27 protein-coding genes are annotated in these 26,675 nt (G+C 39.1%); 11 read left to right on the forward strand and 16 right to left on the reverse strand.

Features of this window, described 5'->3' with window-relative positions:
• Window positions 1–82: 82 nt before the first annotated feature.
• The 3 genes from RMB06_RS09375 to RMB06_RS09385 are packed head-to-tail and all read left to right on the forward strand — an operon-like array spanning window position 83 to window position 4,302.
• Window positions 83–2,203: a TonB-dependent receptor gene (locus RMB06_RS09375; RefSeq protein WP_311079177.1), complete on the forward strand. Its 2,121-nt coding sequence runs from the start codon at window positions 83–85 to the stop codon at window positions 2,201–2,203.
• A gap of 9 nt (window positions 2,204–2,212) precedes the next feature.
• Window positions 2,213–3,322: an NADH:flavin oxidoreductase/NADH oxidase gene (locus RMB06_RS09380; protein WP_199997483.1), complete on the forward strand. Its 1,110-nt coding sequence runs from the start codon at window positions 2,213–2,215 to the stop codon at window positions 3,320–3,322.
• A gap of 56 nt (window positions 3,323–3,378) precedes the next feature.
• The gene (locus RMB06_RS09385; RefSeq protein WP_311079180.1) at window positions 3,379–4,302 is read left to right on the forward strand and encodes an AEC family transporter; all 924 of its coding nucleotides are present in this window, start codon (window positions 3,379–3,381) and stop codon (window positions 4,300–4,302) included.
• 31 nt (window positions 4,303–4,333) lie between these two features.
• Here the strand turns inward: RMB06_RS09385 and RMB06_RS09390 are convergent, their stop codons facing one another.
• The 4 genes from RMB06_RS09390 to RMB06_RS09405 form a co-directional block, all read right to left on the reverse strand.
• Window positions 4,334–5,158: a tetratricopeptide repeat protein gene (locus RMB06_RS09390; RefSeq protein ID WP_101664583.1), complete on the reverse strand. Its 825-nt coding sequence runs from the start codon at window positions 5,156–5,158 to the stop codon at window positions 4,334–4,336.
• Between the two features lie 184 nt (window positions 5,159–5,342).
• Entirely contained in the window at window positions 5,343–6,053 is a 711-nt protein-coding gene (locus RMB06_RS09395; protein ID WP_101664585.1) for a DsbC family protein, read from the reverse strand.
• 146 nt (window positions 6,054–6,199) lie between these two features.
• The gene (locus RMB06_RS09400; RefSeq protein ID WP_101664587.1) at window positions 6,200–6,922 is read right to left on the reverse strand and encodes a folate-binding protein YgfZ; all 723 of its coding nucleotides are present in this window, start codon (window positions 6,920–6,922) and stop codon (window positions 6,200–6,202) included.
• Window positions 6,923–6,981: 59 nt separating this feature from the next.
• The gene (locus RMB06_RS09405; protein ID WP_080591774.1) at window positions 6,982–7,098 is read right to left on the reverse strand and encodes a hypothetical protein; all 117 of its coding nucleotides are present in this window, start codon (window positions 7,096–7,098) and stop codon (window positions 6,982–6,984) included.
• 38 nt (window positions 7,099–7,136) lie between these two features.
• Between RMB06_RS09405 and RMB06_RS09410 the strand changes: the two genes are divergently transcribed.
• Entirely contained in the window at window positions 7,137–7,589 is a 453-nt protein-coding gene (locus RMB06_RS09410; RefSeq protein WP_014207573.1) for an SRPBCC family protein, read from the forward strand.
• A gap of 47 nt (window positions 7,590–7,636) precedes the next feature.
• Here the strand turns inward: RMB06_RS09410 and RMB06_RS09415 are convergent, their stop codons facing one another.
• From RMB06_RS09415 to rutD, 8 genes are all read right to left on the reverse strand, one after another.
• The gene (locus RMB06_RS09415) at window positions 7,637–8,509 is read right to left on the reverse strand and encodes an NAD(P)-dependent oxidoreductase (RefSeq protein ID WP_080973433.1); all 873 of its coding nucleotides are present in this window, start codon (window positions 8,507–8,509) and stop codon (window positions 7,637–7,639) included.
• Between the two features lie 15 nt (window positions 8,510–8,524).
• Window positions 8,525–9,877, reverse strand: coding sequence for a pyrimidine utilization transport protein G (rutG, locus tag RMB06_RS09420; RefSeq protein ID WP_032056680.1), 1,353 nt, complete (start codon window positions 9,875–9,877; stop codon window positions 8,525–8,527).
• 31 nt (window positions 9,878–9,908) lie between these two features.
• Window positions 9,909–10,499, reverse strand: coding sequence for an NADH-dependent FMN reductase RutF (gene rutF, locus RMB06_RS09425; protein WP_311079187.1), 591 nt, complete (start codon window positions 10,497–10,499; stop codon window positions 9,909–9,911).
• A 66-nt stretch (window positions 10,500–10,565) separates the two neighbouring features.
• The gene (rutC, locus tag RMB06_RS09430) at window positions 10,566–10,949 is read right to left on the reverse strand and encodes a pyrimidine utilization protein C (protein WP_002116077.1); all 384 of its coding nucleotides are present in this window, start codon (window positions 10,947–10,949) and stop codon (window positions 10,566–10,568) included.
• Between the two features lie 45 nt (window positions 10,950–10,994).
• Window positions 10,995–11,747, reverse strand: coding sequence for a pyrimidine utilization protein B (gene rutB / locus RMB06_RS09435; RefSeq protein WP_075383722.1), 753 nt, complete (start codon window positions 11,745–11,747; stop codon window positions 10,995–10,997).
• Complete coding sequence (gene rutA, locus RMB06_RS09440; RefSeq protein WP_270907499.1) at window positions 11,744–12,862, reverse strand: pyrimidine utilization protein A; 1,119 nt, start codon at window positions 12,860–12,862, stop codon at window positions 11,744–11,746. Before rutA ends, rutB begins: the two co-directional genes overlap by 4 nt.
• 359 nt (window positions 12,863–13,221) lie before the next feature.
• Entirely contained in the window at window positions 13,222–13,809 is a 588-nt protein-coding gene (locus RMB06_RS09445; RefSeq protein ID WP_311079190.1) for a malonic semialdehyde reductase, read from the reverse strand.
• Window positions 13,806–14,612 carry a pyrimidine utilization protein D gene (gene rutD, locus RMB06_RS09450; protein WP_311079192.1) on the reverse strand — a complete coding sequence of 269 codons (807 nt, stop codon included), beginning with the start codon at window positions 14,610–14,612 and terminating at the stop codon, window positions 13,806–13,808. Before rutD ends, RMB06_RS09445 begins: the two co-directional genes overlap by 4 nt.
• 174 nt (window positions 14,613–14,786) lie before the next feature.
• Between rutD and RMB06_RS09455 the strand changes: the two genes are divergently transcribed.
• From RMB06_RS09455 to RMB06_RS09465, 3 genes are all read left to right on the forward strand, one after another.
• A complete protein-coding gene (locus RMB06_RS09455) occupies window positions 14,787–15,143 on the forward strand; it encodes a DUF488 domain-containing protein (RefSeq protein ID WP_311079194.1) in 357 nt (118 codons plus the stop codon).
• 90 nt (window positions 15,144–15,233) lie between these two features.
• A complete protein-coding gene (locus tag RMB06_RS09460) occupies window positions 15,234–15,578 on the forward strand; it encodes a zinc ribbon domain-containing protein YjdM (RefSeq protein WP_002116259.1) in 345 nt (114 codons plus the stop codon).
• A 211-nt stretch (window positions 15,579–15,789) separates the two neighbouring features.
• The gene (locus tag RMB06_RS09465) at window positions 15,790–16,131 is read left to right on the forward strand and encodes a YegP family protein (protein ID WP_311079197.1); all 342 of its coding nucleotides are present in this window, start codon (window positions 15,790–15,792) and stop codon (window positions 16,129–16,131) included.
• Between the two features lie 50 nt (window positions 16,132–16,181).
• Here the strand turns inward: RMB06_RS09465 and RMB06_RS09470 are convergent, their stop codons facing one another.
• The 4 genes from RMB06_RS09470 to RMB06_RS09485 form a co-directional block, all read right to left on the reverse strand.
• Complete coding sequence (locus RMB06_RS09470) at window positions 16,182–17,900, reverse strand: proline--tRNA ligase (RefSeq protein WP_311079199.1); 1,719 nt, start codon at window positions 17,898–17,900, stop codon at window positions 16,182–16,184.
• A 58-nt stretch (window positions 17,901–17,958) separates the two neighbouring features.
• Window positions 17,959–21,057: an efflux RND transporter permease subunit gene (locus tag RMB06_RS09475; protein ID WP_057077430.1), complete on the reverse strand. Its 3,099-nt coding sequence runs from the start codon at window positions 21,055–21,057 to the stop codon at window positions 17,959–17,961.
• A 15-nt stretch (window positions 21,058–21,072) separates the two neighbouring features.
• A complete protein-coding gene (locus RMB06_RS09480; protein ID WP_213689813.1) occupies window positions 21,073–22,182 on the reverse strand; it encodes an efflux RND transporter periplasmic adaptor subunit in 1,110 nt (369 codons plus the stop codon).
• Between the two features lie 68 nt (window positions 22,183–22,250).
• Window positions 22,251–22,889, reverse strand: a complete 639-nt coding sequence (locus RMB06_RS09485) for a hypothetical protein (protein ID WP_069036171.1) — start codon at window positions 22,887–22,889, stop codon at window positions 22,251–22,253.
• A 284-nt stretch (window positions 22,890–23,173) separates the two neighbouring features.
• On the opposite strand from RMB06_RS09485, the gene pilG reads away from it, so the two are divergent.
• The 4 genes from pilG to RMB06_RS09505 are packed head-to-tail and all read left to right on the forward strand — an operon-like array spanning window position 23,174 to window position 26,660.
• Window positions 23,174–23,557 (forward strand): twitching motility response regulator PilG, encoded by a 384-nt coding sequence (pilG, locus tag RMB06_RS09490; RefSeq protein ID WP_000389061.1) that lies wholly within the window; start codon window positions 23,174–23,176, stop codon window positions 23,555–23,557.
• Window positions 23,558–23,579: 22 nt separating this feature from the next.
• Complete coding sequence (locus RMB06_RS09495) at window positions 23,580–23,942, forward strand: PleD family two-component system response regulator (protein ID WP_002116220.1); 363 nt, start codon at window positions 23,580–23,582, stop codon at window positions 23,940–23,942.
• Between the two features lie 60 nt (window positions 23,943–24,002).
• The gene (locus tag RMB06_RS09500; protein WP_002116439.1) at window positions 24,003–24,539 is read left to right on the forward strand and encodes a chemotaxis protein CheW; all 537 of its coding nucleotides are present in this window, start codon (window positions 24,003–24,005) and stop codon (window positions 24,537–24,539) included.
• A 42-nt stretch (window positions 24,540–24,581) separates the two neighbouring features.
• Window positions 24,582–26,660, forward strand: coding sequence for a methyl-accepting chemotaxis protein (locus RMB06_RS09505; RefSeq protein WP_005072794.1), 2,079 nt, complete (start codon window positions 24,582–24,584; stop codon window positions 26,658–26,660).
• Window positions 26,661–26,675: the final 15 nt, after the last annotated feature.

Consider the following 26,675-nt stretch of genomic DNA (forward strand, 5'->3'; position numbering starts at 1 on the left):
CAACAATGCAGATCGAATTCAATATCCAGACAAGACACCGCTTTTTGTTATCATAACTACAATATAAATAAAGGAAATAAGCATGTCCTTATTACGCTTAGACCGACTGCATTACTGTATTTTGATGAGTATGGGCTGTATTTCTAGCCCACTTGTTTGGGCAGAAGATTTAACACAAGACGTAACTGTATTGCCAACATTACATGTGGAAGCAACCCGTACCGATACAACCTATTTGCAGACACCGGCTTCGGTTTTTCGGATAGATGCACCTCAAGTTGATACTTCTTCACAAGTAAATTTAACCGAAGTTGTAAAGGGTATACCGAGTTTACAGCTTCGCAATCGTGAAAATTATGCGCAAGATTTACAGTTATCTATGCGTGGTTTTGGTGCACGTTCAACTTTTGGTGTTCGAGGTATTCGTTTATATGTCGATGGTATTCCTGCAACAATGCCGGATGGACAAGGCCAAACGTCTAATATCGATTTAAGTAGTCTGGACCATGTTGAAGTTCTAACAGGACCTTTTTCTTCACTTTATGGAAACTCATCGGGTGGGACAATTTTAACGTCTACTAAAGAAGGGCAAGGGAAAGATTCAATAGAGCTGAGTTATTCGGGAGGCAGTCACGATAAAAGCCGAGCAGGGCTCGTGCTACAAGGTGGAGCAAAGGGTGCGAATGAACCAAGTTATGTTATTAGTTCATCATACTTCGATACTGATGGTTACCGAGAACATAGCGGTGCAGAAAAAGTACTAAATAATGCAAAGCTCAGTTGGAATCTTGATGATGGTAGCAAAATCAACTGGATAACCAACTATGTCAAAATTCATGCAGACGACCCGCAGGGTTTAACGCATGATCAGTGGAGTGCCGACCCAAAGCAACAAGTTCCATTTTTAAAGCAATTTAATGTCCGTAAAGATATTGAACAGACCCAAACAGGGGTGACATGGTCTAAGCCTATTAATGATAAAAATGAACTCTATGCCATGGCATATTTAGGTAATCGCCAAGTTACTCAATATCAATCTATTCCTAAATCCACACAAGATGCCAGCATCAATCATGCAGGCGGGGTGATCGATTTTGAACGGGATTATTATGGTGCTGATCTTCGTTGGACAGGCAAAGAGTTACTTCCTAATACCACGCTAAGTGTCGGTGTTGCACTCGATGCAATGGATGAAGATCGTAAAGGTTTTGAAAACTTTAATGCGGATGGTATTTATGGTGTCAAAGGTAGGTTACGCCGTGATGAAGATAATACTTTGTGGAATATCGATCCATATTTGCAAGCTTCATGGCAGTTCTTACCAACTTGGCGTTTAGACACAGGTGTGCGCTATAGCAATGTTCATTACAAATCTAAAGATAACTATTTAAGTAATGGCGATGATAGCGGCAAAACTGATTACGATAAAGTTTTGCCTTCTGCTGCTTTAAGTTGGCAAATTTTACCTGAACTCATGGCCTATGTGAGTTATGCCAAAGGTTTTGAAACCCCAACTTTTACTGAAATGGCATATCGTCCAGATGGAGAAAGTGGTTTTAATTTTGATTTAACAGCATCTACAAGCGATACCTATGAAACAGGCTTAAAATCACAAAACCAATTAGGTGATTTTACTTTGGCAGTATTCCAAACTAAAACCAAAGACGACATCGTTTCTGCAGGGAACTCAAATGGCCGATCAACCTTTCGTAATGCAGATAAAACCTTACGTGAAGGCGTAGAGTTTGCATGGAATAAAAAGTTGTGGCGAGATTTAACAGCGACTGCTAGCTATACATATTTAGATGCAACTTTTGATGCTGATATTCCAGCTTTAGGAAGTATTGCTCAAATCCCATCAGGCAATGCCATCCCTGGAATTGCTAAAAATCAAGCTTATGCCTCTTTGGCTTGGCAGCCATCGCATGGTCTATATGGTGGTGTAGATGTACAGTATATGGATAAAGTATACGTGAATGATACCAACAGTGACGCAGCACCAAGCTACAGTGTAACCTCAGCTAATGTGGGTTATGCATGGGTAATGGGCGACTGGAAAGTGAATAGCTTTGCCCGTGTAGATAACCTATTTGATAAAAACTATGCAGGTTCAGTGATCGTAAATGATGGTAATGGACGTTACTTTGAACCAGCGGATGGGCGTAACTGGAGTGCAGGTTTACGTGTAATTAAGCAATTCTAGGAATTAAAAATGGCAAAATTATTTGAAACGGTTAACTTTGGTTCACTACAACTGGTCAATAGAATTGTAATTGCTCCGATGTGCCAATATTCGGCAACAGATGATGGTGAAATTACCTATTGGCATGAACAGCAATGGGCAAATTATGCATTATCTGGTGCAGGACTTTGTATTGTAGAGGCGACTGCTGTACAACCTGAAGGTCGGATTAGCTATGCTGACCTTGGGCTTTGGAATGATCAACAACGTGACAAAATTAAAACGTTGTTAGCTAAGGTTCATACACTTTCACCGATGCCATTTGGAATTCAGTTAGCACATGCAGGGCGTAAAGCATCTACTGAAAAACCGTGGTTAGGTAAAGGTCAGATTGCAAAAAATCAGCCTCATGGATGGCAAACGGTTGCTCCAAGTGAAAGTACCTTTTCTGTTCATGATGCAGCGCCCCATGCTTTGACTATTGCTGAGATTAAACAAGTTCAGCAAGACTTTGCAGCGGCTGCAAAACGTGCTGTAGAAGCTGGGTTTAAGTTGATTGAAGTTCATGCTGCGCATGGTTATTTACTACATCAATTCTTATCGCCAATTGCCAATCAGCGTACTGATGAATATGGCGGTTCTTTAGAAAACCGTATGCGTATGACTCTTGAGGTTCTTCAGGCAATTAAACTCGCTGTACCAGAAGGTTATCCTGTAGGTGTTAGGTTATCTGCGACCGATTGGTTGGAGAGCATTGAGCATTGGGATGTTGAATCTACAGTGGGCTTATCAAAAGCTTTAGAGCAATTGGGCGCAGCCTATGTGCATGTGTCTAGTGGTGGTTTGCACGAGCATCAATCTATTACGATTGGGGCTGGTTACCAAGTTCCATTTGCTGAACAAGTTAAAAAGCATGTGTCTATTCCAGTCATTGCTGTAGGGCTAATTACTGAGCCAGAACATGCTGAACAAATTCTGGAAAACCAGCAAGCTGATGCTATTGGTCTTGCTCGTGCAATGTTATATGACCCAAGATGGCCTTGGCATGCAGCAGCGGCTTTAGGGGCAGAAGTTAAAATTGCGCCTCAGTATTTACGTTGCCAACCTCATGGATTAAAGCAGCTTTTTAACTCTTTTTAATTGTATTGGGCAAAGTTATCTTTGCCCATTTTTCTTTCGCTAAGTGAGGACGGTCAGTGGTTTTTCAGGTTATTTTACCTATCTTGATATTGCTAGTGATGGGCTATGTCTGTGTCCTCATCAAATTGGTAACGCCTGAACAGATCAGGGCACTTAGCGCATTTGTAATTAAAATTTCTTTACCAGCTTTTTTAATTCACTCATTGGCAAATAAAAACTTACAAGACATTTGGCACCCAGCTTATTTTCTTGCTTATGGCGGTGGGTCCTTAATTTTATTTTTCTTGGCTTTCATTCTCTATCGAAAATATTTTAAAAATAGCTTAACCCACAGCGCCGTCATCTCGATGGGTGCATCTATGTCCAATACTGGATTTATGGGAACAGCGATTCTAACCATGTTGATAGGTAATCACGCTGCGATCTATATTTCTTTAACACTCATCATTGAGAATTTATTGATTGTGGCGCTGATGCTCATTTTGGCCGAAGCTGGTTTACATCAACAACAAAATCTTTTACCACTTTTAAAACAGACTTTTTTAAACTTACTCAAGAATCCTGTCATTATCGCGATTTTGGTTGGGATGGGATGCATTCTTTTAGATGTTAATCTTCCTGCGACTCTTGATCAGTCTCTAGAGTTACTTGGACGTACAGCTTCGCCTTTGGCTTTGTTTGCAATTGGTGGGAGTTTAGTGGGTATTGGAATCACAGCAGTAAATACAGAAAGTATTTTGTTGGCGATATTTAAAGTTATTCTCATGCCATCTGTTATTTTTTCTCTCTTTTTGATCACTCCAAATGTAAGTCGTGAGATGCTTTATGCAGGAACATTAATTGCTGCTTTACCAATGCCGATTGCTTTCGGAATTTTTGGACAAGCCTATGGCTTAAATGAAAAAGCGTTAACACCACTTATGATTAGTACAATTGTTGGTTTTATTGGGGTGAGCTGGCTTATTGCTTTGTGGTGGTAAAAGAAAAGCCCCATAAGGGGCTCATCATCCATTATTTTTTCGGCGCTGGCTGTGCGGGAGCATTTGCAGCCTGTTTGTTCTTTTCTGCAATAATTTTATCAACCGAAGCTAACGATTCTTTAGCGTTAGGCACATTTTGATTGGCAAGTTCAGTAAAGATCTTTTTAGCCTGCGGTAGATTTTGCGGAATGATATTGCCATTCGCCATCATGGTTGCTAAAGCCATAGACGCAGGCGCATAGCCTTTTTGAGCAATTGACTGTAAAGCTTCGATACCTTGGCGTTTCATTAAAGGATTTTTATTTTCAACACCTTGGCTAATGTCATAGAGTGCTTTGACCTGAATAGCAGGGTAGTTTCCTTTTCGAATTAAAGGCGCCAATTTTTGAAGGGCAATTTGATGTGACTGCGGTTTTTTCTGAGCAAATAAAATGGTCGCAATTTTCACAGTTGCATCATCAGAACCTTGAGCCGATGCCTTTTGAATATATTGACTGAATTTGTTGCTGTCTTTGGCAACCCCTAATTCACCAGTCTCATAAATTTGTGCAAGCGTGTAACTCGCTTGGGCGTAACCTTTATTTGAAGCATCTTCATAATATTTGAGGGCTTTAGAAGAGTCTTTTGCTGTACCTTGGCCCATTTGAGTCATATAGCCTAAGTTATAGATAGCTTGAGCGTTACCTGATTGGGCTAAGCGTTGCATTTCTTGAAATGCAGCGGAGTAATTTTTTGCTGCGTAGAGTTGCTCAGCTTGTTTAAAAACATCGGTTTTAGCAGCAGTTGCTGTGTTATCAGCTGCAAAAATTGATGCACTTGAAAGGGTGATTAGGCTTGCGATTAGTAATTTCTTCATTTCTTTTTAACCTTTTACTTCGTAGCTACATCATTCCATTGATGCATGAAAGAGTTTCAATTTCTCATCATAAATATTGATTGCTGAAAGTAAACAGCCGATTTGTATATAAAGCACTGCACTTTGGGCAAATTGTGGAGAAAAAATACCCACTCATATTTATAAAACAGAGTGGGTAATATTGTTATTTTGCTGACTGAAGTAATGCTTCAATTTGCTTGGAATCAGTTGGTACGCCAGAGAGTCTTTGGCCATCTTGCAAGAACAGGGTAGGTGTTCCATCGATATTTAATTTTTGACCTAAAGCAATATTTTTCTGAATTGGGCTTGAGCAACTTTTGCTATTAGTCGGCAATTTGCGATTAAGCATATAGTTTGTCCAAGCTTCTGCCGGATTTTTTGAACACCAGATTTGATTTGAAACTTTTTCAGCATTTGGATGCAAACTAGTAAGAGGATAAAGGAACACATATACGGTTACGTTATCAACCCCCACCATATTTTGTTCTAGTCGCTGGCAATATGGGCAATCTGGATCACTAAAGACATAGAGCGTACGTTCACCTTTACCTTTTACATATTTAATCGCCTGATTTAATGGCAAACTTTTAACGTCAATTTTGCCCAGTTCGGCAATACGTTCTTCAGTCATGTTTTTTTGTTGTTTGATGTCGACTAAATTACCAACAAAAAAGTACTTCGCATCTTGATTAGTATAAACAATGCGGCCGCTTGTATAGACTTCATAAATGCCTTGTACAGGCGATTGATAAACACCTTTTATAGGCAAATCCGGATAATTCGTCTTAAGATTTTGTTCAAGTGTTTTAACATCAGCGTGAGCAGAACCGAAAATAGCCAGACTCAACATGAGTGTAGCAAGTTTAGTTTTCATCTTTTTTCTCTTGAATTTCAACAGGGCTAATGATGGCATATAAAGCTTAAAAAATTGACGTTCTAATCTAATGAAATCATTAGTGTTTTGTATCTATAAAAAAGCCCACTAACTTAGCAGTGGGCAGTTCGAGCTAATAAAAATTATTATTGTGGTCTTGCAACGTCGCCACTTAAAGCTTCTGGCAACTCAAGAACTTGAAGCCCCAACTCTTGTAGAGCAGCAGGTTTCGCAACAACTAAAGCAAGATAGCCTTCATCATTTGCAATACTATTAACGACTTCAACATCATTATTTAATTGAGTTGCTGAAGCAGGCGCTTCACCTGTACCCTGAACCAGATGTAACCAGTGTTTTGGTTTTGCTTTAAACCAAAGACGCGCCACAATTTCCTGACCTAGGTAACAGCCTTTGTCGTAATTGATGCCTTCACGTTGATGTAAACGCAATTCTTGGGGCTGGAATTCATGCTCAGTAGCCTGTGTAATCCAAGCTTGACCTGTCATGATGGCTTGTTTTTGCCATTGTGAAATATCAGTTTCAGCAGTAGTGAATTCAGTTTGATGATTCACAACTTTTGGAAACACAGCACCTTGTTCACTTAAGGTCATTTTTGAAAAGGCACCATACTTTTTAATATGTTTGGCAAACTCTTCAGCTTGATCTTGAGTAACTACAATTTCAAAACTTTCAGGATTAATCTTCTTTAGCCATAAGCCAAAGTGAATACGACCTTTAAGATCACAAATAGCTGTATAGCGAGTTTCATTTTCAGCTAAACGTTCAGTATCTACAGTAACTTGGCCTTGTAAAAACTTTTGTGCATCTACACCGTTTAAAGCATATGAGGAGAAAGCGAGCAGACTCATGATTAATCTCAAATTCAATATGTTTCTTTATGATTGCTGACTATTTTGCTCCATTTTTACTAAAAAATCAGCCATAGTTTTCGTAATTTGAGTTTGTCCTTAAGTTGGCTTTTTTGTTTAAAAAAACACCAAAAATATACGTTCGGATAAATCGGAAGGTTTAAGCTAATAGCCATAATTTCAATAATTTTAAGGAAATTAAAATAAGGAGAATATGATGGCAACAGGTACAGTGAAATTTCATCGCGTGTTTAAGGCACCAGCCGAGCGAGTCTATCGTGCATTTTTAGATCCAGATGCTTTAGTCAAGTGGTTACCGCCCCACGGTTTTACTGCGAAAGTTCATAGTTTTGATGCAAATGTTGGTGGCTCATACAAAATGAGTTTTACCAATTTTTCAACAGGTTCAACACATGCTTTTGGCGGAACATATGTGGAATTAGTTCCAAATGAACTAATTCGCTACAACGATCAATTCGATGATCCAAATTTACCCGGGACTATGCAGGTTACTATTACATTAAAAAGCGTATTGGTAGGTACAGAAGTGCATATTACGCAAGAAGGCATACCAGAAGTGATTCCTGTAGAGGCATGCTACTTAGGGTGGCAAGAATCCCTATCTTTGCTTACCTTATTGATTGAAGCTGAAATTCCAGATCAATAAAGTCACTCTACTTTCTTATAAAAAAGAGTAGGTCGTATGACCTACTCTTAACATAGTTCTAATTGGTTTTGTTGTTCCAATAGCTTAACTATGGCTGAAAAATCGACTTGTTGTGCATCGGGTTTGGAAACCTGATTAAACTGTTGCTGAATAAGACTAAAAGCTGGAAGTTCCAAATTATTTTGAGTAACGAGATTTAGTGCAATTCCAATATCCTTTTGTAATAAATCTAATGCAAAAGTTTTTTCAAATTTGCGGTTTAAAACACGTTGCATCATGATGTGTTCTGAAACATTACTTTTGCCACTAGAGTGGTTAATACAGTTCATTGCGGAGTGTAAATTTACGCCTTGAGATTTAAGGATACTTAATCCCTCTGCCAACGCCCAAAGATGTGTTGCCATTAATGTGTTATTGATGGCTTTTACTGCAAAGGCAGCACCACTATCGCCAACATATTCAACTAAATTAGCAAACGCTTGAATGATTGGTTTTGCTCTTTTAAAAGCAGACTCGTCACCTCCGACCATTACCGTGAGAGTTCCTCGTTCAGCTCCAATCGTTTGTCCTGAAACTGGTGCATCTAAATAATCAACTCCATTTACTTTGAGCTGTTGGCTGAGTTTTCTTGCAGTCTCTGGCACACCGCTAGTGCAATCCACCCAAATACAGCCTTGTTTTAGTTGAGAATCCGCAATTAAATTTTCTACATCTTGGCTAGTCGGTAGGCATGAAAAGATAATATCTGCTTGTAGAGCTTGTGTCAGGTCTACAGCCTGCGTACCAAAGGATTGTTCATGTTGCTTTGCTTTAGCAAAAGTACGGTTCCAAACATACACTTGGCTACATACTTGGGTTAAATGGGAAGCCATGTGCCATCCCATCGCACCTAAACCGATAAATGAAACACTTTGAATCAAGGAGTTTCTCCAGAATTAGAGATGTGGGACAGAATTAAGCGGTTCTACTGATTTTTCAATAGATTGACTTTCGGATTTTTCCGTTCTGTTGAGTAATAGGTTAAGCACAATTGCTGCAAGTGTCGCAGTTCCAATACCTCCTAAGTCAAATGGCCCAATATGTAGACTTAAATTACCAGCACCCATAATCAGGCTGACTGCTGCAATGATTAAAGTACTATTTTTAGTGAAATCAACTTTGTTATCGATCCAAATTTTTGCTCCAGCAACAGTAATTAAGCCAAAGACAACAATGGATGCACCGCCTAATAAAGCGACAGGGATGGTACTAATGATTGCTCCAAATTTAGGAGATAGACCGAGTAGAATTGCAAATAGTCCCGCAACCACAAAAATAGTCGTTGAATAGACTTTAGTTACAGCCATTACCCCAATATTTTCAGCATAAGTCGTCATGCCTGTACCACCAACAGAAGCTGATAAACTTGTACAGATACCATCTGCAAAAAAAGCACGCCCCATATATGGCGATAAATTACGTTCTGTCATGGCAGAAACCGCTTTAAAATGTCCCAAGTTTTCAGCGACTAAAATAAGCGCAACAGGTGCAATCAATAAAATAGCTTTGGCATTAAAAACAGGTGAGTGAAAAGTGGGTAGGCCAAACCATGCAGCTTGACTGATTGCATTAAAATCGATGGGTTTGCCTAACCCTAAGATATTGGTGAGTAGAAAATAAATAAAATAAGCACTGATGAGCCCGATGAGTAATAGAAGGCGGCGAATCATACCTCTTGTAAAAACAGCAACAGCACTAATGCATAAAATGGTAATGACTGCCATCCACGTGTCAAAACTATTTGTCGAAACGCTTTTAATTGTTACAGGTGCAAGGTTTAAACCAATAATCATGACAATTGCACCAGTGACCACGGGTGGCATGAGTTTTTCAATCCATGCAGTTCCAGTTTTCATCACAATTAAACCGATGCATGCATAAACCAAACCGCAAATGATTGTACCGCCAAGCGCTACAGCTAAATTGGGATTTGATCCAACCCCTGCATAGCCTGTTGCTGCTGCGACTGCGCCAATAAAGGCGAAGCTTGATCCGAGATAGCTAGGCATACGCCCACCTGTAATTAAAAAGAACAAGATGGTGCCAATACCAGTAATAAAAATGGTGAGGTTCGGATCAAAGCCCATGAGTAACGGGGCTAAAACAGTCGCTCCGAACATCGCAAAAGCATGTTGTAACCCCAAAACAATACTTTTACCGGGAGGAAGATATTCATCAATTTGTACAGGAGTTTCTAAATTACCTGTGTGCGGCTTAAATTTAGGAAACCAAGATTCTTTTGTTCGCATAACAGATCCTCTTTTTCATTTTTTATCTGCATTAGCATGCTGTTTGTAATTCGCAATAACTGCGGTTGAAGTACATAAGTGCATTAAGTCCACTTTGGTGTTTCATTGCTTTGACCGCACAAAATAAGACATCATGACTACCGATACTCATGCTTTGTACAATTTCACAATCAAATGACACCAAGGCCTCATTCAAAATCGGAGAACCAGTGAGTAGCTTGCTCCATTCCCCATGGGCAAAGCGTTCTGGCATTGGTGTTTTTCCGCCGAATATTGTAGATAGCGTACTTTGATGGGCAGCTAAAGTATTGACACAAAGCACCTCGTTTTGTTTAAAAGTATTAAAAACTGATGCTGAGCGATTCAGACAAACCAATAGTGTCGGTGGTGTATCGGTTACGCTACATACTGCGGAGGCTGTAAAGCCAGCCTGTCCCGCAGGTCCATCTGTCGTGATGACATTCACTGCTGCTCCAAGATTTGCCATGCCTTGTCTAAAAGTATGCTGATCTACTTCTAAGTGTGTTGAGCATGTTTGAGCCTGCTGAATAGCAGATGGAGTTAAAACCTGTTTCTCTTCTCTTTTTTGCATGATTACTCTCCAACCCCAATGCATGGTCATTACAATGAATCGAGGCTAAAACATCACATCAGTTATGATGCTGAAGGTTTTTATCAGTGACATCGTTTATCCCACATGGGCAATCGATGCAATTTCAATTAAGGCATCGGGTTTCACCAAGCCGCACTGGATACAAAAGCGAGCAGGTTTGTCACCCGGAAAATATTCTGCATATACCGTATTCACTGCGGTATAGTCCGCCCAATCTTTAATGAAAATGGAATTGAACGTTACGTCATCCATGGTGCCACCCGCAGTTTCAATCACTTTTTTGATTGTTTCTAAAATATGGCGAGTCTGTCCTGCAGCATCACCAATACAAACCACATTATTATTTTCATCAAAAGCTAATGTGCCTGAGACATACACAATATTGTCTGCTTTGGTTGCAGGAACATAGGGTGCAAGTGGTGCCGATGTTCCTTCAGGAATAACAACTTGTTTAGACATAAGATGCTCCAAATCAAAAATTTTAGATAAAATTAAATGTATGAATTAGGCAGATTGCTGTAGCAATGTTGATGCCGAACTAAAGGTTTCAATAAAACTATTGGTGTCAGATACCCAGCCAAAAAAAGTTTTAATGTTATATAGGGCTGCGTCATGAGCCTCTTGAGGTCCGGCTTGATAGCAAGCATCTTTAAGTGCAACACCGAAATATTCCAAAAAGAAACCATCACGTAAGGTCGACTCGACACAGACATTGGTGGCAATGCCTACAAAGACCAAATTACGAATGCCACGAGCACGTAAAATGCTGTCGAGCGCTGTGTTAAAGAAACCGCTATAACGTGGCTTTTCAATAATGATGTCTTGTGGAAGAGGTTGTAACTCATCAATTAAAGCAAAGTCCCAACCGCCTTTAGATAAAAGTTGGCCTTGTAATTCGGGGTGTTTACGCATGGTTTTTAAGGCATTGGATTTATGAAAATTTGGTGAGCCTAAACCACCAGCTTCGACGTAGTTTTTATCCCAACCATTTTGGAAATAGATGACCTGAATCCCTGCAATATGTGCAGCATCAATCGCCTTTTTAATATTTTCGACTACGGGTTTAGTCTTTGAGACATCAAAACCTGCTAAATCTAAATACCCACCTAAAGAGGTGTAGGCATTTTGCATATCAATGACAATAAGCGCAGTTTGTTCTGCTGCTAATTGAATATGTTCAGGTTCGGCTTTCAACACTTTGCCTGTACCAATCTGTGCCGTGAATTCTGCACATACAATATTAGACATTTCATTCATGCACTTTTCTCCAAAACAGTTGGTTCGGCTTGCTCTGTCAGTTCGGTAACGACACTTTCACGACATTTCATGAGCGGTTGAATGCGTTGACCAAAATCTTCTATGCCTTGTAAAAAGTCATCAAAGGTCAACAAAATTCCCTCTGTCCCTTTAATCTCGGAAATTTGATCGAGCATTTTTGCGACATTTTTAAAAGAGCCAACAATGGTGCCCATATTGATATTGACGGGAGAAACGCTAGAGGCCATGTGGCGAATATTGGTGTCAGTGCCAGACACTTTATCTTTTGCACCTTGGTCTTGTAGCCAACGAATAGCTTCCATGTCCGCACCGTCGTTATAGTGTTGCCACTTCTGCATTGCAGCTTCATCTGTTTCGGCAGCAATTACCATAAACAACACATAGGTCTGTACATTGCGTCCAGTTTTGTCAGTTTGAGCTTTTAAGCGATCATTAATTTCGGCATAGGCTGTCGGTGTGTTTAAACCTTTTCCGAAAACAAAGTTGTAGTCAGCATATTTTGCGGAAAAAGCTAAACCAGCATCAGACTGTCCTGCACAGATAATTTTCATATCAGCTTGAGGCTGTGGTTTGACCTGACAATCATTCATCTGGAAGAACTCGCCTTTTAGGTCTGACTTCCCAGTTGCCCAAAGTTCACGCAAAACTTCGACATACTCAGATAAGTAGTCATAGCGCTTAGCAAAATATTCATCGCCAGGCCACATACCCATTTGGGAATATTCAGGCATTTGCCATCCAGTCACGACGTTTAATCCAAAGCGACCGTTGGAAATCGAATCTATGGTCGATGCCATACGTGCCACAATTGCAGGAGGCATGACTAGTGTTGCAGCGGTTGCATAAATTTGGATTTTACTGGTGACAGCAGCGAGACCTGCCATGAGGGTAAATGTTTCCAGGTTATAGTCCCAAAACTCAGTTTTTCCGCCAAAACCACGTAACTTAATCATGGAAAGGGCAAAGTCAAAACCGTAGTGTTCAGCACGCTGTACAATTTGTTTGTTTAATTCAAAGGTAGGTTTATATTGCGGTGCATTTTCTGAAAGCAGCCAGCCATTATTTCCAATTGGACAAAAAACGCCGATCTTCATCTTGATTCCCCATCGTGAGTTTAGGAAGTCGAACTGAAAGCTATAAACGATATAATTTTCAGTATTTGTTTGTATTTTTAATAATGCATAGCGCGTGCCAACTTTAATATTTATATATTTATCAATGTATTGAATTTATTGTTTGGTATAATTTTTATCAAATGGTAAAAAATAATGCGATTGTGCACCAAGGAGGAACTAACTTGCTTCATTGTGCATCATTTGATCAATTTTACTTTTGGAGTGTGTATTACATCCAATTTTATAAAACAGCAGAACAAAAAAAGGCGACATTGAAGTCGCCGTGTAGAACTAAAGTATTTCTCTTTTGAGATTGAAGAGGGTGTTATGGACTTAACTCATTCCACTCGACAAGCCTCTTCAAAATTTAAACGGGGAAGGCGTGTATAAACTTTCTGAGGGTCGCCATAGCCGATGTTAATGATGAGATTAATATGATGATTTGCCCCTGCAAAAAATAGCTCATCAACTTGTTTCGCATCAAAACCAGACATTGGACCAGTATCTAAACCTAAACTACGGCATGCCATAATCAAATATGCAGCTTGTAATGAACTATTACGAAAAGCAGTTTCATGTGCTACGGCTTCACTTGATGTAAACCATGATTTTGCATCAGCATACGGAAATAGTTCTGGCAGTTTGTCATAAAATCTTGCATCGGTTGCAACCAAAACAGTGACAGGAGCTGTCATCGTCTTTTCTACATTGCCAGACGACAATGCTGGCTTGAGTTTTTGTTTAGCTTCAGGTGTTGTTAAAAATACAAAACGAGCAGGACTACAGTTGGCAGAAGTCGGTGCCATTTTGACCAAATTATAAATTTGTTGAATTTGCTCGGGGCTGACGGCTTTATCTAACCACGTGCTGTGGGTTCTAGCTTCTAAAAAGAGTTGATCTAACATATTTAATGTTTTTGCATTCATGATAAGGCCTTAATGCTATGGAAAAATTGAATGAAAGTTTGATTTAGTTGTTGAGATTCGGTCACTGTGGAAGCATGGGCACCAGAGGGTAAAATGCAGAGTTGACCATGACCGAGTTTGGTAAAAAGATCATGTGATTTATGTACTGGAACTAAAAAATCATCTTGATTGGCAATGATATGAATTGCAGTGTCTTGTAGTGCCTGTACGTGCTCTGCCTGTAATTGAAAATGCATTAATGCCTTGAGTCGGGCAAATACATTTGTCTTGGGCGGAAAACCTTGGAGTTGAATATCTTCGGTACTTTTAATGTGGCTATGATTCTGAGAAATCCATGCTGCAGGATACAAAAATAATGTCTGTGCACGCACATAGGCTTCAGCACCTGCTGACGCTAATAATGCGATACGGGCATCAAAACATTTTTGTGTATGCGCATCTAGCTCATCCCACGCATTAATCAGTGTCAGGCTAAGCATGGTAATTGAGCTAGATTGTAGTTGCTTTGCGAGTTCCATTCCGATGATGCCACCCAAAGCATGCCCGATCATATGAAACTCATGAATTTGAAGATGTTCTAATAAGTGCAGTACTTGATTTGCCATGTCACACATATGGTAGTGTGCAGGTAATAAAGCACTGTCTTGGTGACAGCCTTCTTGGTCATAAGTCACGATGTTGAAATGCGTACTCAACGATTCAAGTTGTGGGCTCCAAAAACTAGCATGACCACCTAAGCCAGATGAGAAAATCAAATAAGGGGCGTCTTTTTGAGATGAACACGGATAAATATAATATTTCATTTTTTACCATTTGATAAAATAATGAAAAATTCAAAAGCAATTTATATGCCTGAATTAATCAGTAATGGCAAATTGAGACAATATTTAGCGCAAAAGATTTAGATTGTAGAGGAAGGCAAATCAATGTGATGATTAAGCCAATGATATTTAGATTGAGCTGAGTAGGTGTCAGAAATGGATATACATATTAAAAGAATTTATGAAAAGGCCGACCCTAGTGACGGTAAGCGAATTTTGGTTGACCGCCTATGGAGCAGGGGAATTAGTAAAGAGAATGCCCACTTGGATTTGTGGCTAAAAGAAGTGGCTCCTTCAACTGAACTTAGAAAGTGGTTCCATGCTGCAACACCAGATCATTGGGAAGAATTTAAACAGCGCTATTTAAAAGAGCTTGAGACCAATTCCGCAGTTCAGGAGCTACAACAAATCGCATCAAGGAATACAGTCACACTTTTATATTCAGCCAAGGATGTTGAAAACAATCACGCAATTATTTTGAAGGAATATTTATTAAGTAAAAACTTAAAATAATATATAAATTTTTTTTTGGTAAAAGTCTATTATTTAAAACTTTAAAAAATGAGTCATTTCTCGCATAATATACTTTTTGAGATTTTTTTCATGTCTTTGCCAAACTGCCCAAAATGCCAATCAGAATATACTTACCAAGATGGCGACTTATTGATTTGTCCTGAATGTTCACATGAGTGGAAAGAAGGAGAAGCATCAGCAACTGAAGAACAAGAAATTATTAAAGATGCAAATGGAAATGTCTTGGCAGACGGTGATAGCGTCACTGTAATTAAAGACTTAAAAATTAAAGGCTCTTCTTCAGTCGTTAAAGTAGGGACAAAGGTAAAAACGATTCGTTTAGTTCCAGATGCAAGTGATGGCCACAATATTGATTGCAAAATTGATGGTATTGGTCAGATGAAACTTAAATCTGAATTTGTAAAAAAAGCTTAAACTGTTAATTATTATTACATTTCAGCAGAGATATATGTATATATCTCTGCTTTTTAAATTCCTAACATCATTATAATTTTATTACGAAAAAGTATAAAAAATGGGCTGTTCAAGGGATATTTACGCCTTTATATTGTCATTAATAACAAATAACTTTCGTCCAGAATAATAACGAAAGTCATACCCACACCAACAAAAAAATGAGGTTTTTATGGCAGGATGGTACGAAATTTCACAAGCGAGTGATGGACAATATCGCTTTATCTTAAAGGCAGGAAATGGTGAGCCTATTTTAAATAGCGAGCTATATAAGGCAAAAGCCTCTGCTGTAAATGGTATTGAATCAATTCAGAAAAATAGTGGTGATGACGCCCGATATGAGCGTTTAACTGCAAAGGATGGGAAACCTTATTTCAATTTAAAAGCTGCAAATCATCAGATTATTGGCACGAGTCAGTTCTATGCAAGTGAAGCTTCACGAGATAAAGGAATTGAGTCGGTTAAAAACAATGGTTCATCGACAACTATTAAAGACTTAACGGTTCAGGCATAAAAATTGAGTTAAAAAAAGCAGCTTCGAAAAGCTGCTTTTTTATTTAGTATTTATGAACGCGCTAACTTAGCTAAAAGCTCTTCTTTAGTTAAATTGCTCGCTTCAGCATCTCGGCGGCCTTTGTATTCAAAAGTACCAGCATCAAGACCTTTTTCACCAATCACAATACGGTGTGGAATACCCATCAACTCAAGGTCAGAGAATTTAACGCCTGGACGTTCGTTACGATCATCAAGTAACACATCAAAACCTTGAGCTTGAAGTTCTGCATAAAGAGACTCTGCTGCTTCAAGAGTACGTGGTGATTTGTGCGCATTCATTGGAACAATTGCAATTTCAAAAGGTGCAATGGCTTGAGGCCAGATAATACCTTTGTCATCGTAGTTTTGTTCAATTGCAGCTGCAACAACACGTGTTACACCAATACCGTAGCATCCCATGGTTACTGTAAATGGTTTGCCATCTTCACCTAGAACTTTACAGCCCAAAGCTTCAGAGTATTTAGTACCAAGCTGGAAAATATGACCTACTTCAATACCGCGTTTAATTTGTAGTGTGCCTTTGCCATCTGGAGATGGATCGCCTTCAACCACATTACGTAGATCAAAAACTTCGCTAATTTGTGCATCACGTTCCCAGTTTACGCCAACCGCATGTTTGTCAGCTTCATTTGCACCCGCAACGAAGTCTGAAAGAACAGATGCAGCACGGTCAACAATTACGGTTAAGCCTTTTTCAACTAAACCTTGTGGACCTGTAAAGCCAGCAGTTAAACCAAATGCTTGGAGTTGTTCTTCAGTTGCAAAAGTAAGAGGCACAGCAACTAAAGGATGCTTCTCAGCTTTAATCTCATTAAGTTCGTGGTCGCCACGTACAAATAGAGCAACGACAGGAACATTACCTTTTTCATCAGCAACGCCTTGAACCAATAATGCTTTAACAGATTGCTTTGGATCAGCATTTAAGAATTGGCAAACATCATCAATCGTTTTTTGGTTTGGTGTTTCAACCAATTTAAATTCTTGTGTCGGTGCTGCACGTTCACCCACTAAAACAGCCTCAGCCATTTCAACGTTTGCTGCATAATCAGATTCAGTTGAAAATGCGATGTCATCTTCACCACTTGCAGCCAATACGTGGAATTCGTGTGAAGCTGAACCACCAATAGAACCTGTATCTGCTTGTACTGGGCGGAAATCTAAACCTAAACGAGTGAAAATACGACTATAAGTGTCGTACATCACATCATAAGTTTCTTGTAATGATTCTTGAGTTGCATGGAAAGAATAAGCATCTTTCATGATGAACTCACGTGAACGCATTACACCAAAACGTGGACGGATTTCATCACGGAATTTAGTTTGAATTTGATAGAAATTTACAGGAAGCTGCTTATAACTTTTTAATTCGTTACGCGCCATATCTGTAATAACTTCTTCATGCGTTGGCCCAAGTACAAATGGGTTCGTATGACGATCTTTAAAACGTAATAACTCAGGGCCATATTGTTCATATCGACCTGATTCTTCCCAAAGACTTGCGGGTTGAGTCACGGGCATGAATACTTCCATTGCGCCTGAACGGTTCATTTCTTCACGAACAATCGCATCTACTTTTTTAAGCACACGTGTTCCCATCGGCAGCCATGTATATAAACCAGATGCCAATTTACGAATCATCCCCGCACGTAACATGAGCTGGTGTGAAATCACTTCAGCATCATTTGGGGTTTCTCTCAACGTTGCAAATAAAAAGCGGCTTGCGCGCATGGAAAAAGTCCTAAAAGTTAAGCGTTATAAAAACGCAGATTATACGATAATCGTTGCATTATGACATGAATCGTCGTGTTTGACGCAGCATAAAGTTTTTCAAGTCATCCAGATAAGTGAAAATGACGGGTACAACCACAAGAGTCAACAGAGTAGAGGTTATCACACCACCAATAACCGCATGAGCCATTGGTGCGCTTTGCTCACCGCCTTCGCCGAGACCTAAAGCTAAGGGAACCATCCCCATCACCATAGCACTTGTGGTCATCAAAATTGGACGTAAACGGGTCTTACCAGCTTGTAAAATAGCGTCATAACGGCTCACACCCTGATCCATCGCTTTCTTAATAAAATCGATCAGCAAAATCGCATTTTTAGTGACAAGTCCCATCAGCATGATAATACCAATAATCGAAAACAGATTTAGGGTACTTTGGAACAAGAATAAGGCAAGAAAAACCCCAATCAATGACAAAGGTAAAGAGGCCATAATTGCTGCGGGATGAATAAAGCTATTGAACTGAGAACCTAACACGATATAAATAAATACAATCGATAGGGTAATGGCTGTTAATGCGTATCCCGCAGATTCAGCCATATCGGCATTTGCCCCTTGCGTATCAAAAGTATAGCCCGCAGGTAGCTTAAACGCCTTTTGCATTTTGTCGATGTCTTGACCAATATCTCCACTCGGGCGCCCTGAGGTATTTGCTTCAATAAGAACCTCACGTTCAAGGTCACGTCTGTTAATTTGTGAAGCACCGAGCTTTTCTTCGGTCGTTGCTACTGCACTCAATGGAACTAATATATTTTGTCCAGCTGCATTGGTTTTATTAGAGTTGATATATAAATTTTGAACATCTTGCGGAAGCATACGTTTATTTTCATTTAAACGTAAATTCACATCATAAGTTTCGCCGTCGCGGTCTTCCCACGTAGTGACATTGTCGCCCGCAATTAATGGTCGAATGGCATTCGCAATTTGGGAAACAGATAAGCCCAAATCACTTGCTAGCACGCGATTAATATGAACACCCAAAGTAGGTTTGGGTTCTTTCAATGAACTTTCTAAATCAACTACGCCTTTAATTTTTTCCATTTCAGCAATAAAGCGATCTGAAATTTTTTGTAGTTCATTTAGGTCAGATCCTTTAATAGAAATCATGATTGGCTTTTGTCCGCCAGAGACAGAGTCCTGTGCTGCGGCAACAGAGGTCACTCGAATACCTGCTACAGTTTGCAAACGATCACGGAACTCATTGTTGAGAGTATTAAGATCTGAGCTACGTTCTTGTTTTGGCTTTAAGGTCACCCCTAAACCAGCATGGTTTTTACCAGAGTCTACTTCACTGTTAACCACGCCATACGTAGAAACCACATCAGGGAATTGTCTAATAATTTGATCGACCTGATGTAATTTGGCTTGGGTATATTCTAAAGAAGAATCTACAGGAGTCTCGAACTGGATACGGACTTCACCCTTATCTGGTGTAGGTACAAATTCGGTCCCGATGAGTTTAGACAGCCCTAATGCAGCAAATAATGAAGCGATTGCAACAATAACCGTGATTAAACGGAAGCGTAGAGCAAGCTTTAAGAGCTTTTCATAAACATGAGTAAGCCGATCTAGCAAATTAGAAATATGGTTAAAAAAACGTTGTAGCCAATTATCTTTTTTCTTTACAGGATCTTTCCAGTGAGCTGAAAGCATTGGATCGAGCGTAAAGCTAATAAACATTGAAATTAAAACAGCGGTACTGACCGTTACACCAAATTGATAAAAGAAGCGTCCAATCAGACCACCCATGAAGGCTACGGGTAGAAAGACTGCCACAATAGTAAGCGTGGTTGCGAGTACGGCTAAACCAATTTCTTTTGTCCCTTCAAGAGCCGCGGTCACATGGTCTTTGCCCAGTTCAGTATGTCGGACGATATTTTCCCGAACTACAATTGCATCATCAATGAGTAAACCAATACTGAGCGATAGTGCTAACAGCGTCATCATGTTAATGCTAAACCCAAATGCCCAGATAAAAGTTAAGGTTCCGAGCAAGGTAATCGGTAAGGTTAGACCAGTAATAACTGTAGAGCGGAAAGAGCCTAAAAAGAGTAAAACAATGAGAACTGCTAAAGCAGCACCTTCAATAATGGTTCGAACAACATCTTTGATTGAAGCGCGAATACCTTTAGAGCTATCAGCTACGACTTTGTAATCTAAACCCGCAGGCATTTGATCTTTTAATTTCTCTAACGTTTGATAAGTCTGATCGACGACTTTAATTACATTGGCATCGGAACTTTTTAAGATATCGACTGAGACCGCAGTTCTTCCATTATAAAAGGCACTCGATTGTAGTTCGGCTTGTGTGTCCTCAACAGTTGCCACTTGCTTTAAAAAAATGGGTGAACCATTTTTATTGGCAATGACCAAATCACCAAATGCAAGGGGATGAATAACTTTTGATTGAATCTGTACAACCAGTTCAGAATTTTTTTGCTGTAAGGTCCCTGCAGGCACTTCAATATTTTCATTTTTTAGCGTGTTAATGACCTGATCAATACCAATGCCGTAGCTTTGCAATTGTGCAGGAATAACCTTTATTCGTATTTGCCGTTTAGCGTCGCCCAATAAATTCACATTACCGACACCCGAAACCGTTTTAAGCTGAGGTACGATTTTTTTATCTACATACGAACTTAATTGCGCCAAACTCATGCTGTTTGATTCAAATACGACTGACATGATTGGGCTAGAAGAGGGGTCATAGCGTTGCACAATCGGTGTATCAATTTCATCACGGAACTGCGCTGTGACGGGTGCAATTTTGTCACGAACATCCTGAGCAGCAATCGCCGAAGAAGTATCAAGATTAAACTCGGCAATCACCATTGAAAGGCCTTCACTTGAGCGTGAGGTAATCTGTTTAATTCCTGAAATTGTATTGATTTGATCTTCAAGTTTTTTTGTAATATCTGACTCAACCGCTTCAGGCGACGCACCCGCATATTGCGTAGTGACCACTACGAATGGGAAATCTATATTTGGAAACTCTTCGACAGTCATACGTTTCCAAGAGGCCAACCCGAGTACCATTAAGCTGAGCATCATCATAATGGTAAAAACGGGGTATTTCACACTGATTCGAGTAAACCACATACGCTATTTGCTACCTTATTTATTTTTGTCGGTTGTAACTGTCACTTTTTTATTAATGTCGGAATCTTCAAATTGAATACGGCTGACCAGATCTGTGCTTTGTAAACCTTCGACTAAAGCAATATTGTCGTTATAACGCTGTTCAACCACCCGAATTTTAACTTTTTGAATAGTGTGATTGCGTATCACCCATACAAACGGGTCATGTTGCATATTTTGAATGCTATCTAAAGGAATCGTTTGGCCTTGATGAGTGTCATTGCGCAGAATGTTTCCATTAATGAAAGCTCCAATGCTTAACGAATCAATTTTTTCTTTAGGAGCAGCAAAGAACTCAATTTGTCGACTATCTTGATCTGCAACAGGTGAAATGCGAGTTAGCGTTGCATTTAATTGTTTTGAATTGCCCTGAATTTGATATTGAATGTTACTACCGACCTTAAGTGCAGCTTGCTGTTCAATTGGCAACTTGGCCTGTATTTCAAGTTGATCTGGATTTACGATTTCAAATAGTGTTTGTCCAACTGAAACAGTTTGGCCGGGTTCAACTTGGCGTTTAGTAATCACACCTGAAATTGGACTAGTAATAATTCCGTCTTGATCCGCTTTTTTAGCAATATCAACATTGGCTTGTTGTGCTTTTACACTTTCAAGCTGGCCTTTATAGTCAACCTGACTTTGTTCAAATTCGACACGAGCAATAAAACCTTGATTAAATAATCTCTGTTTTCGGTTCATCAAATTACGAGCAAGTTCAGCTTGTGACTGAGCTGATGCAAGGTTGGCGCGTGCTTGCGCTAATCTTGCAACATTGTCCTGATTATTCAATCTCACCAGAACTTGGCCTTTTTGTACCTGTTGTCCCACATTTGCAGTGACATTCGTCGCTGTTGCACTCACTTGTGCCTGAATGGAACTTTGCTGAACCGCTCGAATAGTTCCTGTAAATGCAGTTTGAGAGTCAAGAGCTCCTTCTTTAACAGCAATAAGATCTTGAGGAATAAGCTCAATTTTTACAGGAGCTGAGGCTGAGGTTTGAGTTGTTTCTTGCTGATTACATGCAGCTAAAATTAAACATAAACTAATAATACTCAGTTTAAAAAAAGTAGAAGGGGTGAGATGCATTGTGTGCATACAGCATCATCCTATAATTCAAATTTTATTTTGCCCCTATTCTTGATAAACCTTTGCAGTTATTCAAGCTTTTTTAAACGATCGATAATATTTTCATACTCATTGTTGGTTCGGTTATAGGTCTTGGAAAGTGTTTCAAGTGTTTGTTTAACCCGATTAATATTATTTAGATTGTTTTCAATCAACGCCTTATGACGCTCAGGAATCGGTTCTCCTTTTCTGAAATACTCCATTTCCTGACGCTTAAATAAAATTTTGTCTTGTTGTAATTGATTAAGTTGTTGCTGTTGATAATTAATTTGCTTTTTTATAGACACTAATGCCTGATCTCTTTTAATCGAAGCTGTCTTACTATTGCTATAAGCTTTTTTTAATTTGATATCTTGTTCTTTATGTCGCGCCAATAATGCCCGTTGACTCGATTGATTTAAATCAGCTTCAGCATTATAAGAGTGGTTTCTTTTTATTACTTGCATATTACGATCTAGAGCTTCATAACCATAACGAATATGAGCAGGTGTGACCGATGTACTAATATTGGCAATACCATGTTGGTCATAATAACGATACCAAACCGCTTTAGGTGTGTCGGCAATAGCAACACTAGAGGGTAAGAAAAAGAGTGATCCGAAGGAAATAATGCCTATAGATACAGACAAACAGTTCCTGTAAAAGGCATATTTCATCCTGTCATTCATTGAAAATCCCCAAAAAAGATAGCTAAGTCGCTTATTTTTAAATATTTAATCTTCATTATATTAATTATTATTTAGCTGAATAAAAATATAGTCATTATAAAAAAAATGATAATTTTAATTAAAGTGTGATGAGGTTAAAAGTTATTGTTTATAAATGAGAAAGTAGACAAAAATGCCTCATTGAAAATAGAACGTGAGATATGTTAAAAATGCGTATAAATGTGTAAAAACAAATTTAAGTTAAATTGCATTTATATTTTATTTTTATGGGGATGGAAGATTAAATGGAAGATGCATTCCAAAATCTGAAAGTAATGGTGATTGATGACTCAAAAACCATTCGCCGTACAGCAGAAACCTTATTACAGCGCGAAGGCTGTGAAGTCATTACTGCTGTGGATGGATTTGAAGCTTTGTCCAAAATTGCAGAAGCAAATCCGGATATTGTTTTTGTCGATATCATGATGCCTCGTTTAGATGGTTATCAAACTTGTGCTTTGATAAAAAACTCTCAAAATTATCAGAACATTCCCGTTATCATGCTCTCTAGTAAAGATGGTTTATTTGATCAGGCAAAAGGGCGTGTGGTAGGTTCAGATGAATACTTGACGAAACCTTTTAGCAAAGATGAATTGTTAAACGCGATTCGTAATCATGTAAGTTCATAAACAATAATTTGAGGGCAAAAAAATGGCACGTATTCTCATTGTAGATGATTCACCAACCGAAACTTTTCGTTTTAAAGAAATCCTAACCAAACATGGTTATGACGTGCTTGAAGCATCAAATGGTGCAGATGGTGTAACTCTTGCAAAAGCAGAGCAACCAGATCTTGTATTGATGGATGTTGTAATGCCAGGTGTAAATGGTTTTCAGGCAACACGTCAGATTACTCGTGATGAAGACACTAAGCATATCCCTGTTGTGATTGTGAGTACTAAAGATCAGGCAACTGACCGTGTATGGGGCAAGCGTCAAGGTGCAATCGATTATTTGATTAAGCCAATCGAAGAAAATCAATTGATTGATGTAATTAAACAATTTCTAAATTAACTCATCCATCCATAAAAACATAAATAACGGGCATTTTGTACCCGTTTTATAGGATCGAGTATGGCAGCGAATGGATTTATCGAGTTACTTCGTTTGTCTAAACGGGGTAATAAGAATTACGCTTCAGTTCAAAATGAAGCACAGCGATGGTCAGGAATTGCTTTTGAAATGAGAGGGCAATACTTCGTCGCACCACTTGGGGAAGTGTCAGAAGTAATCTATCCACCAAAATATACACCAGTTCCAAATACCCAAAGTTGGGTAAAGGGATTGGCAAATATTCGAGGAAGACTACTTTCAGTGTCTGATTTGGCGCATTTTATTTTAGGGCAACGAAGTTCATTTTCGTCAACTCAAAAAGTATTGTGTATTAGCCATCGCGACCAGTATGTGGGGTTGGTCGTGGATCAGGTTTTGGGGATTCAGCACTTTAATAAAAAAAGCTTTTTTTCTCAAAGCTTAGACTTAGAGGAAAATCTAAAAGAATATTGCCAAGGTTATTTTCATCAACATAACCAGCATTGGCATGTCTTTTTATTTAGTCGTTTATTGCAAAACCCACATTACATGAATGCATCGACAAAATTTATAAACTAATTTTTACGCTGTGAAAACAGAGTATTTTTCTGGGGAAAAGCTATGGGCTTTAAGCTTAAAAAGAAAGGCAGTAGTCGAGTTGCGTCCGAAAAATCGGGTGTCAATTTTATTGCAACAATCCAGTCAAAAATTGAGCAGTTTGCCAGTTTATTTGGGGAAAGTGAAAAGTCCAAGCCAATCCTGTATGCAGCACTTTTATGTTTTGTGCTTGCATTAGTTTCTCTAGCCTATCTGTTCTATAACGTACCACGTCATAACCAGTTAATTCGAAGTCTCGGTGAGTTACGTTTGTTATCTCAAACGATTTCTAAACAAGCAACTGAAGCAACTGAGTCTGGCTCTCAAGAGGCAATCACCAAGCTACAGCAGTCTCAAAAAGACTTTAATGAAAACTTACTTGAGATTGAAAATATTCACGGTAAGTCGACTGATGAATATCAAAAAGTTCAAGTTATGTGGACTGAACTTTCAAAAAACATCGATTTGATTTCAGCACATCAAAAAGTCCTTAACCAGCTATATGATACCAACATCTCTATTAGCGAAACCGTTCCAGAGATTCAGGCAGAATATAACTTGATGGTTGACCAAATGGCACGTCAAGGTTTGCCAAGTAGTCAGGTAATTATTGCCAAAAACCAAGTATTTATTGCAGAACGTATTTTACGTTCTATTAACTCGGTATTAAGTGGTACCGATGGCAATGTATCGACTAGCGATTTTGGTGTAGACATTGATACGTTTGGTACGTATTTAAATGCTGAACTTAATGGTAATGCTGAATTGGGTGTTGATCGTATTGCAGATCCAGCTTTACGTGAATCTTTAGAAAGTATTAAATCTGAATATGACAAAGTCTTAAAATCTGCTGCTGCCACGGTATTAAAAAATGGTAACCAGATTGTCAATGTTCGTCAGGCATCTTCTCAGATCTTCTCTAAATCAGATGTGATGTTAGATAACTTGGGTCATTTATCTGATGTAGCAAGAAAGAACTGGCTTACTTTATTGTTAGGCGCGGTGCTAATCAGTTCTTTAGCAGGCTTAATCTTCTCTGTATTTAAATTGATCACATTACGTAGTGTGATGGATAAGCAACGTGTTACTCGATTACAAGACGAATATGACCGTAACCAAAATGCGATTTTACGTTTACTGGATGAAATCGCCGATCTTGCAGATGGTGACTTACGTTCATATGCAACTGTATCTGAGGATTTTACGGGAGCGATTGCCGACTCGATTAACTTTGCGATTGACCAACTACGTGACCTTGTATCCCGTATTCATGAAACCTCTCAAGAGGTTGCTCGCTATACGCAAGATACGCAAAGTATTACGAACCAATTAGCAGAGGCATCTGAGCATCAGGCTCAAGAAATTGCGGGTGCATCAACAGCAATGAATGAAATGGCGCAATCGATTGACCAAGTATCTTCAAATGCATCTGAATCTGCTGAGGTAGCAGAGCGTTCGGTACAAATTGCCTCTAATGGTGCGCAAGTGGTAAACCGTTCAATTGAAGGTATGGACACAATCCGTGAACAGATTCAAGAAACGTCTAAACGTATTAAGCGATTGGGTGAGTCGTCACAAGAAATTGGTAACATCGTATCGCTCATTAACGATATTGCCGACCAAACTAACATTCTTGCATTAAACGCAGCAATTCAAGCATCTATGGCTGGTGAAGCAGGTCGTGGTTTCGCCGTAGTTGCTGACGAAGTACAGCGTCTTGCAGAGCGTTCTGCATCGGCAACTAAACAGATCGAAACTCTGGTTAAAACAATTCAGACCGATACAAATGAAGCTGTTATTTCGATGGAACAAACCACCACTGAAGTTGTGCGTGGTGCAAACTTGGCAAAAGACGCGGGTATTGCCTTGGATGAAATTCAAAAAGTATCGGGTGACTTGGCAAACTTAATTGCCAGCATTTCTGATGCAGCAAAACTTCAATCTGCATCTGCCAGCCACATTGCGACCACCATGACAGTCGTACAAGAAATTACTTCACAAACGACAACTGCAACCTTTGATACAGCACGCTCTGTTTCTGAACTAGCAAACATGGCAGAGTCATTACGTGAATCGGTAACGGACTTTAAATTACCTGATTAAATTGGGGATGAGAAT

The organism is Acinetobacter sp. V104_13 (assembly GCF_031798995.1).
In the GTDB taxonomy this organism is placed as follows: Bacteria; Pseudomonadota; Gammaproteobacteria; order Pseudomonadales; family Moraxellaceae; genus Acinetobacter; species Acinetobacter pittii.

Excerpts from the sequence above, each read along its gene's own strand:
- RMB06_RS09375 (WP_311079177.1), top strand. The coding sequence starts at position 83 with ATGTCCTTATTACGCTTAGACCGACTGCATTACTGTATTTTGATGAGT.
- RMB06_RS09380 (WP_199997483.1), top strand. The coding sequence starts at position 2,213 with ATGGCAAAATTATTTGAAACGGTTAACTTTGGTTCACTACAACTGGTC.
- RMB06_RS09390 (WP_101664583.1), bottom strand. The coding sequence starts at position 5,158 with ATGAAGAAATTACTAATCGCAAGCCTAATCACCCTTTCAAGTGCATCA.
- RMB06_RS09395 (WP_101664585.1), bottom strand. The coding sequence starts at position 6,053 with ATGAAAACTAAACTTGCTACACTCATGTTGAGTCTGGCTATTTTCGGT.
- RMB06_RS09400 (WP_101664587.1), bottom strand. The coding sequence starts at position 6,922 with ATGAGTCTGCTCGCTTTCTCCTCATATGCTTTAAACGGTGTAGATGCA.
- RMB06_RS09405 (WP_080591774.1), bottom strand. The coding sequence starts at position 7,098 with ATGGCTATTAGCTTAAACCTTCCGATTTATCCGAACGTATATTTTTGG.
- RMB06_RS09410 (WP_014207573.1), top strand. The coding sequence starts at position 7,137 with ATGATGGCAACAGGTACAGTGAAATTTCATCGCGTGTTTAAGGCACCA.
- rutG (WP_032056680.1), bottom strand. The coding sequence starts at position 9,877 with ATGCGAACAAAAGAATCTTGGTTTCCTAAATTTAAGCCGCACACAGGT.
- rutF (WP_311079187.1), bottom strand. The coding sequence starts at position 10,499 with ATGACCATGCATTGGGGTTGGAGAGTAATCATGCAAAAAAGAGAAGAG.
- rutC (WP_002116077.1), bottom strand. The coding sequence starts at position 10,949 with ATGTCTAAACAAGTTGTTATTCCTGAAGGAACATCGGCACCACTTGCA.
- rutB (WP_075383722.1), bottom strand. The coding sequence starts at position 11,747 with ATGAATGAAATGTCTAATATTGTATGTGCAGAATTCACGGCACAGATT.
- rutA (WP_270907499.1), bottom strand. The coding sequence starts at position 12,862 with ATGAAGATCGGCGTTTTTTGTCCAATTGGAAATAATGGCTGGCTGCTT.
- RMB06_RS09445 (WP_311079190.1), bottom strand. The coding sequence starts at position 13,809 with ATGAATGCAAAAACATTAAATATGTTAGATCAACTCTTTTTAGAAGCT.
- rutD (WP_311079192.1), bottom strand. The coding sequence starts at position 14,612 with ATGAAATATTATATTTATCCGTGTTCATCTCAAAAAGACGCCCCTTAT.
- RMB06_RS09455 (WP_311079194.1), top strand. The coding sequence starts at position 14,787 with ATGGATATACATATTAAAAGAATTTATGAAAAGGCCGACCCTAGTGAC.
- RMB06_RS09460 (WP_002116259.1), top strand. The coding sequence starts at position 15,234 with ATGTCTTTGCCAAACTGCCCAAAATGCCAATCAGAATATACTTACCAA.
- RMB06_RS09465 (WP_311079197.1), top strand. The coding sequence starts at position 15,790 with ATGGCAGGATGGTACGAAATTTCACAAGCGAGTGATGGACAATATCGC.
- RMB06_RS09470 (WP_311079199.1), bottom strand. The coding sequence starts at position 17,900 with ATGCGCGCAAGCCGCTTTTTATTTGCAACGTTGAGAGAAACCCCAAAT.
- RMB06_RS09475 (WP_057077430.1), bottom strand. The coding sequence starts at position 21,057 with ATGTGGTTTACTCGAATCAGTGTGAAATACCCCGTTTTTACCATTATG.
- RMB06_RS09480 (WP_213689813.1), bottom strand. The coding sequence starts at position 22,182 with ATGCATCTCACCCCTTCTACTTTTTTTAAACTGAGTATTATTAGTTTA.
- RMB06_RS09485 (WP_069036171.1), bottom strand. The coding sequence starts at position 22,889 with ATGAATGACAGGATGAAATATGCCTTTTACAGGAACTGTTTGTCTGTA.
- pilG (WP_000389061.1), top strand. The coding sequence starts at position 23,174 with ATGGAAGATGCATTCCAAAATCTGAAAGTAATGGTGATTGATGACTCA.
- RMB06_RS09495 (WP_002116220.1), top strand. The coding sequence starts at position 23,580 with ATGGCACGTATTCTCATTGTAGATGATTCACCAACCGAAACTTTTCGT.
- RMB06_RS09500 (WP_002116439.1), top strand. The coding sequence starts at position 24,003 with ATGGCAGCGAATGGATTTATCGAGTTACTTCGTTTGTCTAAACGGGGT.
- RMB06_RS09505 (WP_005072794.1), top strand. The coding sequence starts at position 24,582 with ATGGGCTTTAAGCTTAAAAAGAAAGGCAGTAGTCGAGTTGCGTCCGAA.